Genomic DNA, 10,311 nt, shown 5'->3' on the forward strand with positions numbered 1-10,311 from the left:
ACGGCTACTGGGCCTGCTTCGACACCGAAGGGGTGAAGACCGAGCCCGGCCCAAATGGCTGTGACAGCCTGACTTGGCCCCGGGTGGACGGTTTGAAGTGGCTCCACCTGTGTGGTCGCGGGTGTGCAGTTGTGACGGTCTGATTTGGCCCCGTCTTCACGACACGCCGCATTGGTTATGACGACGTGGATTGGCCCCAGCTGACGGTGATCACGTGCGTTCCGGATGGCCCGGATCGCGTGGTGACGAAGGTGGGGGTCTGGAGGGTGAGGTCGAAGGTGGAGCAGTTCGCGGTGATCCGCCGGGATCATCGGGTTGAGGGGTTGTCGATCCGGGCGCTGGCCGATAAGCATCGGGTGCACCGGCGGACGGTGCGTCAGGTGTTGGCTTCGGCGGTGCCGCCGGCACGCAAGGTTCCGGCGCGGGTGGCGCCGCGGCTGGAGCCGTTCAGGGCCGCCATTGATGAGATGCTGCGCTCGGATCTGGACGCCCCGAAGAAGCAACGGCACACCGCCCGAAGGGTTTTGGCGCGGCTGGTCGATGAGCACGACGCGGCCGGGTTGTCGTATTCGACGGTGCGTGATCATGTCCGCAAGCGGCGCCCGCAGATCGCCGCCGAGGCCGGCCGAGCGTTGGAAGCGGGATTCGTGCCGCAGACGTATCGGCCCGGCACCGAAGCCGAGGTCGACTTCCACGATCTGTGGGTGGTGCTGGCTGGGGTGAAGACCAAGACCGCGCTGTTCACGATGCGGTTGTCGTTCTCGGGTCGGGCGGCCCATCGCGTGTTCGCGACCCAGGGCCAGGAGGCGTTTCTGGAAGGCCACGTGTATGGGTTCGAGCGGCTCGGCGGTGTGCCGGTCGACAAGATCCGCTACGACAACCTCAACAGCGCGGTCAAGCAGGTGCTGTTCGGGCGCTCCCGCCAGGAGAGCGAGCGCTGGATCGCGTTTCGCTCGCACTACGGTTTCGAAGCCTGGTACTGCCAGCCTGGTCATGAGGGCAGTCATGAGAAGGGCGGTCGTGGAAGGTGAAGGCGGACGGTTTCGCCGCACCCATTGCGTGCCGATGCCGGTGGTCGAGTCGATCGACGAACTCAACGAGATGCTGGCTGCGGCTGATGATGCTGATGATCGGCGTCGGATCGCCAACCGCGCCAACACCGTTGGCCAGGACTGGCAGACCGAGAAGCCAGCGTTGCAGCCGCTCACCGGTGAACCGTTCGACACGGCCCTGTCGTTGACCCCGCGGGTGGACCGGTACGCCCAGATCATGGTGCGCTGCAATCAGTACTCGGTGCCGGCCCAGGTTCATCGGGCATCGGCTCCGGGTCAAACTGTCGGCCTCCCACGTCACCGTCTATGACCGCACCACCGTGGTTGCACGGCATCCGCGGGCAGTCGGCAAGGGCACCAAAGTGCTGGAGTTGGATCACTACCTGGAGATCCTGGCCCGCAAACCCGGCGCACTGCCAGGTGCCACAGCCCTGCTGCAAGCCCGGGCGGCCAAGGTGTTCACCGCCGAGCACGACGCCTGGTGGACGGCAGCGCGGCGGGCCCACGGGGACGCGGCCGGCACCCGGGCCTTGGTGGAGGTGTTGCTGCTGCATCGCCATCTCGACCACGCCGATGTCCTCGCCGGGATCGCGGCCGCATTGTCGATTGGCGCCGCCAACGCGCCGATGCGGTCGCGTTGGAGGCACGCAAAGCCGCCGAACACCGCCGCGGCGGCAGCCTCACCGATTCCGTGGGCGGGCACGGTGGGCAGGTGCTGGTGCTGGCCGAGCACCGTCTGCTCGATGCGCGTGAATTGCCCTCGGTCCGCCAGTACGACGCCCTGCTAGGCCGGGAAACCTCATGAGTACTGCGCGGCGCAATGTCACCGAGCAAGCCGCGCTCGCGGCCATCGAGCAGGGCTGCCGAATGCTGCGACTGCCCACGATCCGTGACCGCTTCGCCGAGATCGCCGCGGCCGCCGAACGCGAACAGCAGTCCTATCTGGGATTCTTGTCGGAGTTGGTGATCGCCGAGTGCGACGACCGGGATCGTCGCCGCGCTGCCCGCCGCGTGCACGACGCGGGATTTCCCCGACCAAAACGACTCGAGGAGTTCAGCTTTGAGGCCAACCCGGCGATCAACCCCGCCGTCATCGGAACCCTGGGCAGCCTGGCCTGGGTCAAAGCCGGTGAACCGCTGTGCCTGATCGGGGACTCCGGAACCGGCAAGAGCCACCTGCTGATCGGCCTGGGGACCCTGGCCGCCGAATCCGGCTACCGGGTCCGCTACACCCTGGCCAGCAAGCTGGTCAACGAACTCGTCGAAGCCGCCGACGACGCCCAGCTGAGCAAGCTGATCGGCCGTTATGGTCGGGTCGATCTGCTGCTGATCGATGAACTGGGCTATCTGCAATTGGATCGCCGCGGCGCCGAACTGTTGTTCCAGGTGCTCACCGAACGCGAGGAACGCTCGGCGGTGGCGATCGCTTCCAACGAACCGTTCTCCTCGTGGACCAAGACGTTCACCGACCCGCGATTGTGCGCGGCGATCGTCGACCGGTTGACCTTCGCCGGGCAGATCATCGAAACCGGCACCACTTCCTACCGGCTGGCCCATGCCCGCAAACGACGCACCAGCGCCGCCGCCGAGGCGACCAGCAGCTGACCCACGCCCTCACCGTCTGCGGCGGCTACAGTGGCCAGGTCATGTTGGTCGCCGATCTGCACCACTTCCTCGACCTGGGACCCGAGACCCCGGGGCCGGCCCGCAAGCTCGCCGAGCACCTCAGCGCCATCGTCGCCGCCGCGTCGGCCGGCGACGCGCACACCCGCTGGGAAACCGCCCTGCCGTGCCGGCGCAGGCCAGCCCACCGCGCCTGCCCCGGCCGCATCGTCGTGCGCTGGACCCAACCCGATCACCCCATCGACTGGTGCTGCAGTCACTGCGCCGATGACGGCACCGTCAGCAACTGGGCCACCTCGATCTACGACCTACGTCGCCAGCAGTTGAGCGCGGCAGAACCGGTCCAGAACGTCGTCGTCGATGCCGAAACCGCCGCGGTCCTGCGGACCCTGCCGTTCCTCGACCATGACTGCCACAGAGCAGTTTTCGCGATCCACGCCCACGGCAACGATCTTCACCTCGCGGTCACCGACACCGAACTTGACGAACTGATCGACTCTCTGGCCGCCGAAGCCAACCACGAACCCAACCGCCGCCGCCAACAACAACTCGACACCGCCTACGACCACCTCACCGCCGCAGCCGGTCAACCCCGCTGGTAATCAGAATGGCACTGTCTGACCTTGACGTCGCACGCGTGCAACGTTGGTGCGCGGCAAGGGTTCCCGACCATGCACGCCACGAAGTCCGTGTCGAATGCGACATCGCATCCAGGCATCTGACCATCACCGAGCATCGCCCGCCCTGGCGTGAAGACTTCGGCCCGGACTGGATCAGCTTCCCGATCGCCCGACTGCGCTACACCGCCACCACCAAAACCTGGACCCTCTACTGGCGTGACCGCCGCCAGCGATTCCACCGCTACGACCTGCTCCACCCCTCGGCCCGCATCGCCGACCTGCTCACCGGAATCGACAAAGACCCCACCGGCATCTTCTGGGGCTAACCACCTGAACCGGCCGCCGGGGCCAAATCTGGCCCACTGGGGCCAGTTCAAGTTGACATTGCCACCCAAAGCTGGTTGAACTCGTCGATGCCCGCCTGCAAGCATCCGAAACACGTTACCGCACAACCTATCCCGCAGCGATGAAGATACTGGCCACCGATCGAGCCGGGCTGACTACCTACTTGCGGTTCCCCGCCGAGCACCACAACCGGGTCCGCCACTCAAACTTCATCGAGCGAACCTTCGGTGAAACACGACGGCGCGCGAAGGTTATCGGCCGCTTCCCCGGGGAAACCAGCTGCATCAGCATCGTGGGGGCCGTGCTCGACCGCGCCTCACGCGGCTGGCGCGGCTTCACCATGACCCCCGCCGGCCTGCGCCTGCTACAGGACCTGCGCCGCAGCCTGCTCGAACCACCCCAACAGCTGCGGGCCCACCACTGACCACCGACGCAGTCGAACCTGTCAGCGCCACCGCGTAACATCACCCACCGAAGCGGAACCTTGTGCCCACCGATTTACACCGAAATCCGGACGTCACCCCGCGGTGTCGAGCAGCTGCTCGTCGGTTTCGAGTTCGGCGAACATGCCAACTCTGCCGCTGCTGTGACCGGTTTCGGTGATCGGCAAGGTCGCCGGGGTGAAGGTCAGGGTGATCGACCCGGGGCCTGGGGATGCGGTCAGCAACAGATCGGTGCGGCGGCGCACCTCGGCGTTGGGTTGGCGGCCCAGCGCCTTGTCACCTCGCTGGGCCGCGCCGACGGCGGTGGCGAGCCGTTGAAACCCCATCATGATCCGCGCCACCTCCGAGACCCGCGCCGAGCTGCCCGTCACCCCGTCGCCAGTAACACGGATGGTGCCGCGCGAGGCTAAGGTGCGGCCCAGCGTGTCCTGGGCGATCAGGCCCTCCAAGCTGATCCGGGACAGATCGTCGGGGGTGGCCCAGGTCGGTGCGTCGTCGCCGGCGGTCGCCGCGAGGATGGCCGCTTCCATTCGGTCGATGTCACCGTCATTGGTAGTCATCGACAATCACCTCCACATATCCGCGGCGCGGCAACGCGTCTTCGCGCTCGGGTTGTGATCCTCGTGGGCCGCAACGCATTGGCCCAGTACACGCGCGACACGACTTCGGGTTCGGGATTCTCGGACAAGAACATGCCGTACAGCCAGGCGGCGGTGATGTTCACATGCCGGCGCAGCAGACTCGTCGCCGATTCCCAGTCGTCCCACAGCCGCTGTCGGTGCGCGCCGCTCGGTTCCCCACCCGGTGGTGATGCTGGCCGCGATGAGTGCGCGGATCGGCGCCGCGCCGACCGCCCACGCGAGTCCGGAAAGCCGGATCAGTCCGGGTGTCGGCGCAGTCAACGTTTCTACCTGCTCTTGACGCAGGGGTCGATGCCCGCTTACCACCGCCTGTCCGATCGTCACCTGGCGGTGGGTACGTAGTCGAGCAAATCGGCCGGGTGAGTTCGAGGGAGCGGCAAAAGTCACGAAGCAGATGCTCAGCTGCCACGCTGACCGCGGATGCCACGTCGTCCCACCGAGACGCGTCGGCCCCGATTCCGTGGTTGCCGGCGTCGCCGAATAGTCCGTGCGAGCGGCTGCAGGATTTCGTTGTTCGGATGTGTGAGGCGCTCACTACATCGAGTACTGGCCCATCTGTTGGCGAACCAAAGTTGTTAGGTGCCAGCGGCTCTGGTCCCTTTCCGACATCGGGGCTATTCCGGGTAGGGCAACGATTCGGCGGCACAGTCGATCTGGAGCAGGCTGCGGCTGGTTGTCACGCGGGTGGATTTCTCACCGCTGAGCGCGCGCACGGTTTCGATAAGCACGCGCACAACCGCTTCCTCGTCGGCGGCGAGCCGCGCGGCCGCTGCTAGCGTGTCGGGGTCGCTGACGTTGACCGCGAGAGGGGATTTGGTGCCTGCGGGGGTGAAGTACAGGCTGCCGAGGCTGCGGCGGAAGCCGTCGATGGTGCCGATCGCCCAGGTGGTTTCGGTGTCGTAGTCGTAGTTCTTCAGCTCGCTGGTCAGCAGTGCCGCGCCGGCCTGGGTGAAGGCGACGTCGGTAGGTCCCAGGCCGCGCTGGCGGATTGTCCGGCGATGTCCCAACCCGCTGTCCTCATCGCCGAGGTGGACCGCAGTAGACCTCGTCGCGCCTTGACAGGCAGGTCGCGCACGTCGCTGCCGACCGCAGGAACGCTGGAACTGGCGTTCGTGAACAGGCGGACGATAGTGCGCAGCGCCTCCGAATCCGGGCTCGAGGCGAATTGGCTAGTGCCGCCGAGCGGTACACGCTTGGCATCACCCTCGAAGAGGGTGTCGGCGCGCAGCACCACCCGCACCGAGCCGGGACCGAGCCCGTGCACAAGCAGGTTTCGATTCAGCGCACTCAGATGCAGCCTGTCGCGAACGATCGCCTTGGTGGCGTCATTGACTCCGGCGACGAACGTTGCGAGTTTGTCCGCACGAGTAGCATGACCCCGCACACCCGTGCCTTCTAGATGCAGGTCGAGTTCGACTTGTTCGGGCGCGGTCTCCTCGGCCCAGACGCGTTCTGCGGCCAGATAACCTTGTATCGTGCCCGAATACATCTGGCCGAGCGCGAAATCAGCGGTATCGGGGAAATGTTCGTATTCATAGCGGATGGCGGATCGAAGAAGCTCGTCGTCAGTGAGGTCGGAGACGTGGTTGAGATCGGTCATTGGTCGATCACCTCCACGAAGCCCTTTGTCGCACCGTCGATTATCTCACCATCGGGGCCGATCACGCGTGACCACCACCGGCGTTGCCGCTCAACTGCATACGGGTTGTCCCCGTTCACCACCAGGGCATCAGTGAGCCCGCCCATACAATGCAACTTGCCTATTTGCACGACCAGGTCGCTGTGCCCGAGGGTGCCGGTGACCGAGCCGAGAGTCCACAACGGCAGTGCGGCATCACCGTGTACCTCCTCCAACGCCTGAGCCGGCACCAGACACGCGAAATCGCCGTCACCGGGGGGGTTTACCTTATGTGTACAGAAGCCGCCGCCGAGCCAGATCGTGATCTCATGACGATAGAACAACGCTCGGACAAGGGTGATGTGAATGCACATCGCATCCAGAATCAAGCCACGACGCTCACGGGTGTGGTCCGGGGCGTCGTCGACGAATCGGGCACCGACCTCATCCAACGTCGCCCGATGGATACCCGCAGGTAATGTTCCGTGCTCCCCCACGCAGCGCGGAAGCATGCCTACCCCCTGTCGACGTCGATGCGCTCCTTGGTCCTGGTGCGAATGTGCGCAGGCCACGGGTCCCCAGCCGCGGCTGCCTCATTCAGCTCGGCGTCGGTCATCTCCTCGGGATGCTTGCCGTGCCAGGACGGCAGCATCGCGCTGGTGTCGCCCAGCATGTCCAGCGTCTCGTCGATGCAGCGCACCGCATCCCGCGCTGCGGCCACCAACTGGCCGGCCGCGGCCTGATCCTCGACCGCCCCCAACGCCGCCTGTAGCCGTTGTCGCGCATCGACGAGGTTGGTCAGATCGCTGCGCGTCGCCGCTGGCTCACTGCTGTCATCGCGCACGAACGCGCGCAGCAACTCGTCAACCGCCTTGCGTTGCCGGGTATTCATGCGCTGCGCCTCAGATGGCGGTTCATATGCCACCGCGGCCGGCGCTCTCACTCCGGCGGCCGTGAACGCGGTGTTCTCCGACACGTCGGCCAGGTAGGCGATCGCGCGGATCGACGCATCCGACGGCCGGGTGGCATAGGTGCCCTGCCGCAGCCGGTTCAGGGTGGCGTGCGAAATGTCATGCCCGGCGCGCTGCGCCAGCTCGGCCAGCCGGCGGCCCGACGCCCCGCCGTGGCGTTGCCCGGCGATGTCGATCAAATCAATCAGCGATCTGCTGGTCTTGCCCATAGTCGGCCCACCCCGTCGGATCGGTTGTTGACGCGTTGTGTTCGCGCGACACCTAGTGTTCTGCCACTTGTAACGTGAGTCAAGCGCAACACGCTGCATCGACACGGCCACAATCGAATTACAGCGTTGTAGCCTGCCGCACGTGTCAGACGCCACTGGCCCTTCGAGCGTCCGCCTTGTGCTTGGACCGGGGGCGGCCTTCCACGTCGACGTGTTCGGACCACAACCGTCGGTCCAGGGCGTGTTCCAGGCGGGCCAGCGAGCCGATGTCGCAGAGCACGGTGCCGGCCAGGATGCGCCCGATGGTGGTGTGGGCCACCCCGCTGGCCGCCGCGAGTGCTCGCTGACCGATGGCGGTCTCGGTCATGGCGTCACGCAGTGCACGGGCCAGTCGCTGGGCGGCGGGTGCCGACGGTGGCGCGTCGGGGTCCAGTTCGGCGTCCGGCCACACCCCTGCCGTCACGTAGGCGATCGGCGGGCTGTCACCGTTGCTGCGCGACACAGGCCCACGATATCCCGCGCCACCGTCACCTCGGGCCAACGTGTCGGACCCCCTTGGTCCATGGTGCATGTACGCACCATTATGGAAGGGGCCGCCATCATGATCGAGTTACCATGGGCGGCCAATGCTGAGACCCGGGAATCAGTTGTTTCTGCCGTTGGTTTGGTGCCCAGCCATGGCTGAAGGCAGCCTGACCACGGCGGTGCAGGCGGTGACCGGTGCGTGGATCGCCGATGGGATACTGGCCGCGCAGACGTTGGACAAGTTCGGGCTGTTGAACCGCAGGTTCACCCAGTTCGCCGCCGCGCATGACGTCACCACGCTTGCGGCGGTGGATCGGACGTTGGTCACGAAATTCGTTGCGGCCAAGGGGCGTACCCGCCACGGTGTCGTGTCTGACGCCGCGGTGGCGACCATGCACAACCGCCGCGCCGCGCTACGGGCGTTCTTCCGCACCGCGCGCCGGCTGCGGCTGACGCTGGATGACCCGACCGTCGATATCGACGTGCCCGCCCGGCAGTCATCGGGGCGGCGCCCGCTCAACGAGGACGAGGCCGCGCTGGTGCGGTTGTTCTCCGAACGCGCCACCCCCACAAGGCATGCCGCGACCGCCGCGCTGCTGCTCGCCGGAGCCCACGCGTCCGAGCTGGGGCACATCACCGCCGCCGATCTCGACCCACCGGCATCCACCGTGTGGGTGCACGGCTCGAGCAAGCATCACCCCCGCACCCTGAGGGTGGACCGCTGGTCGATGCGGGTGCTCACCGAACGCGCCGCCCACCTCCCGCGCCCGCTGCCCAGCCCCACACCCTCGCCGGTGTTATGCACCGGCGCCGCGGGCAGCGACGCGCACAAGCAAGCCCGGGTGTGTGTGACCGTGCGCGAAATCCTCACCCGCGCCGGGCTCTCCGACGACGCCGGGGTGCGGCCCGCGTCGCTGACCGCCTACGCCGCGCACCGCGCGTTTGATAGCACCGGCCGGATCGAGCACGCCGCGCGCCTCATCGGCTCGCCCTCGCTGGACACCACCGCCGCCCTCATCGGATATTCCTGGCAAGACACGGGTGGCGCTTCGTGACGCGCACCACCGACACTCAGACGTCGGCCTATGGGGCCGAACGCATCGAGCAACGAGAGCTGCACCGACGCGACGACCCCGACCGCCTCACGCTGCTGGAGATCGACACCATCGAGGCGGTCGCCTCCCACGAGGTCATCTATCAACTTGCCGCGGTCCTGCCCGTCCACGAGCCGGGAACTCCCGGCCGCCGCCCGCACTACCCACCGTGGGTGCACGTTTTGCACAAGGCGCTGGCCGGGGTGCTGGGCTCGCACAGCAAAGCTGCGCGGGCGATGGCGCATCCCGCCTACTGGCGCACTATCCGCCACCACGCCGCGGACCACAACGCGCCGAAGCCGCCGCGGCGCCCACCGCAGCGCTGGCACCACAACTACGCCCAACGGCTACTCGACGAGCACGCCGACAAGCTGCTCGATGCGTTCCGGCCGCTCGCCCGTCGACTCGCGCGCGAGCTCGGTTGTCTCGACCCAGGCGCTGGGGTGTCGCACACCAATCCAGCGCGCGGGCAGTATGTGGTAGGCGATGGCACCGTGGTGGCCGCACCGGTGCGCAAGGCCACCGCGGACCGCTGGGCTGAACAAGGCGGACGCCGCGTTCACGCCGGTATCGAAGTCCAAAACGGCGAGAGCGACAGCGAATTCCGTTACGGCACAAAGTTCGCCATGCTGGTAACCCGCCCCGACACCGTCCGCAACAACAGGGTGATCCTCGACGTCGACGCGGTGCCTGCGGGCAAGGGCTACGGCGGTGAGGCCCGCATCGCCCTCGACATGATCGACCGCGTCGTCGCCGACCCACACGTGCGCTGTGATGGTGTGTGCTACGACGGAGCGTTCCGCGGCAAGCACATCGACCACGCCATGAAGCTCGGGCTGACCGTGCTCTCACCGATGCACGACAGCACCCGCGTCGCTACCGCATTCGCCCGGCTCGAGTGCGCGTGTGGCGACGCTCATGACCTGTGGACCGAAGATGGACGGATCTGCGAACGCCAGATCCTCGACACCGGCGACAAACACACGCAACCGTGCCCGGTGGCCAAGATCTACTCGCGCCGTAACGCCGACGACAGCCACCGCTGGTATATCGAATACGTCCCCTCGTGCGGCACCGTGCACCGTACACGCGTCGACACCACCGACGCTGACCGAGGTCGTGTCCGGGATCCGGTGTAAATGGGGAGCACGGGCGTAGGTTCCGCTTCAC

The 10,311-nt window shown here is 66.7% G+C and carries 11 protein-coding genes and 2 pseudogenes; 7 read left to right on the forward strand and 6 right to left on the reverse strand.

Annotated features, from left to right (window positions below; genetic code table 11):
* Window positions 1–266 precede the first annotated feature (266 nt).
* The 5 genes and pseudogenes from istA to CRM90_RS28695 form a co-directional block, all read left to right on the forward strand.
* A pseudogene (gene istA, locus CRM90_RS28675) lies at window positions 267–1,857 on the forward strand (IS21 family transposase).
* A complete protein-coding gene (istB, locus tag CRM90_RS28680) occupies window positions 1,854–2,657 on the forward strand; it encodes an IS21-like element helper ATPase IstB (RefSeq protein WP_102810264.1) in 804 nt (267 codons plus the stop codon). Before istA ends, istB begins: the two are co-directional and overlap by 4 nt.
* A 41-nt stretch (window positions 2,658–2,698) precedes the next feature.
* Window positions 2,699–3,277 (forward strand): hypothetical protein, encoded by a 579-nt coding sequence (locus CRM90_RS28685; RefSeq protein WP_102810265.1) that lies wholly within the window; start codon window positions 2,699–2,701, stop codon window positions 3,275–3,277.
* A gap of 5 nt (window positions 3,278–3,282) precedes the next feature.
* Window positions 3,283–3,621: a DUF3024 domain-containing protein gene (locus CRM90_RS28690; protein ID WP_102810266.1), complete on the forward strand. Its 339-nt coding sequence runs from the start codon at window positions 3,283–3,285 to the stop codon at window positions 3,619–3,621.
* Window positions 3,622–3,686: 65 nt separating this feature from the next.
* Window positions 3,687–4,064, forward strand: a pseudogene (locus tag CRM90_RS28695) (transposase); the annotation flags it as partial.
* 93 nt (window positions 4,065–4,157) lie between these two features.
* Here the strand turns inward: CRM90_RS28695 and CRM90_RS28700 are convergent.
* The 6 genes from CRM90_RS28700 to CRM90_RS31165 all read right to left on the reverse strand — a co-directional run bounded on the left by CRM90_RS28700 (window position 4,158) and on the right by CRM90_RS31165 (window position 8,024).
* Window positions 4,158–4,643 carry a hypothetical protein gene (locus tag CRM90_RS28700; RefSeq protein ID WP_233209569.1) on the reverse strand — a complete coding sequence of 162 codons (486 nt, stop codon included), beginning with the start codon at window positions 4,641–4,643 and terminating at the stop codon, window positions 4,158–4,160.
* 695 nt (window positions 4,644–5,338) lie between these two features.
* Window positions 5,339–5,731 (reverse strand): hypothetical protein, encoded by a 393-nt coding sequence (locus CRM90_RS28705; RefSeq protein WP_102810268.1) that lies wholly within the window; start codon window positions 5,729–5,731, stop codon window positions 5,339–5,341.
* Entirely contained in the window at window positions 5,650–6,324 is a 675-nt protein-coding gene (locus tag CRM90_RS28710; protein WP_102810269.1) for a hypothetical protein, read from the reverse strand. The genes CRM90_RS28705 and CRM90_RS28710 overlap by 82 nt, the downstream gene beginning before the upstream one ends.
* Complete coding sequence (locus tag CRM90_RS28715) at window positions 6,321–6,854, reverse strand: DUF6932 family protein (RefSeq protein ID WP_102810270.1); 534 nt, start codon at window positions 6,852–6,854, stop codon at window positions 6,321–6,323. The genes CRM90_RS28710 and CRM90_RS28715 overlap by 4 nt, the downstream gene beginning before the upstream one ends.
* Window positions 6,855–6,856: 2 nt before the next feature.
* Complete coding sequence (locus CRM90_RS30845) at window positions 6,857–7,522, reverse strand: hypothetical protein (RefSeq protein ID WP_199190097.1); 666 nt, start codon at window positions 7,520–7,522, stop codon at window positions 6,857–6,859.
* 145 nt (window positions 7,523–7,667) lie between these two features.
* The gene (locus CRM90_RS31165; protein WP_233209570.1) at window positions 7,668–8,024 is read right to left on the reverse strand and encodes a helix-turn-helix domain-containing protein; all 357 of its coding nucleotides are present in this window, start codon (window positions 8,022–8,024) and stop codon (window positions 7,668–7,670) included.
* Window positions 8,025–8,199: 175 nt separating this feature from the next.
* Here CRM90_RS31165 and CRM90_RS28730 point away from each other — a divergent pair, with 175 nt between their 5' ends.
* Both CRM90_RS28730 and CRM90_RS28735 read left to right on the forward strand, forming a co-directional pair.
* The gene (locus CRM90_RS28730; RefSeq protein ID WP_102810271.1) at window positions 8,200–9,102 is read left to right on the forward strand and encodes a site-specific integrase; all 903 of its coding nucleotides are present in this window, start codon (window positions 8,200–8,202) and stop codon (window positions 9,100–9,102) included.
* Window positions 9,099–10,280 (forward strand): hypothetical protein, encoded by a 1,182-nt coding sequence (locus tag CRM90_RS28735; RefSeq protein WP_233209571.1) that lies wholly within the window; start codon window positions 9,099–9,101, stop codon window positions 10,278–10,280. Before CRM90_RS28730 ends, CRM90_RS28735 begins: the two co-directional genes overlap by 4 nt.
* The last annotated feature ends 31 nt before the right edge of the window (window positions 10,281–10,311 follow it).

This window comes from Mycobacterium sp. ENV421 (assembly GCF_002887815.1).
Lineage (GTDB): Bacteria > Actinomycetota > Actinomycetes > Mycobacteriales > Mycobacteriaceae > Mycobacterium.

Coding starts and splice junctions, on each gene's coding strand:
- istB (WP_102810264.1), top strand. CDS start 1,854: ATGAGTACTGCGCGGCGCAATGTCACCGAGCAAGCCGCGCTCGCGGCC.
- CRM90_RS28685 (WP_102810265.1), top strand. CDS start 2,699: ATGTTGGTCGCCGATCTGCACCACTTCCTCGACCTGGGACCCGAGACC.
- CRM90_RS28690 (WP_102810266.1), top strand. CDS start 3,283: ATGGCACTGTCTGACCTTGACGTCGCACGCGTGCAACGTTGGTGCGCG.
- CRM90_RS28700 (WP_233209569.1), bottom strand. CDS start 4,643: ATGACTACCAATGACGGTGACATCGACCGAATGGAAGCGGCCATCCTC.
- CRM90_RS28710 (WP_102810269.1), bottom strand. CDS start 6,324: ATGACCGATCTCAACCACGTCTCCGACCTCACTGACGACGAGCTTCTT.
- CRM90_RS28715 (WP_102810270.1), bottom strand. CDS start 6,854: ATGCTTCCGCGCTGCGTGGGGGAGCACGGAACATTACCTGCGGGTATC.
- CRM90_RS30845 (WP_199190097.1), bottom strand. CDS start 7,522: ATGGGCAAGACCAGCAGATCGCTGATTGATTTGATCGACATCGCCGGG.
- CRM90_RS28730 (WP_102810271.1), top strand. CDS start 8,200: ATGGCTGAAGGCAGCCTGACCACGGCGGTGCAGGCGGTGACCGGTGCG.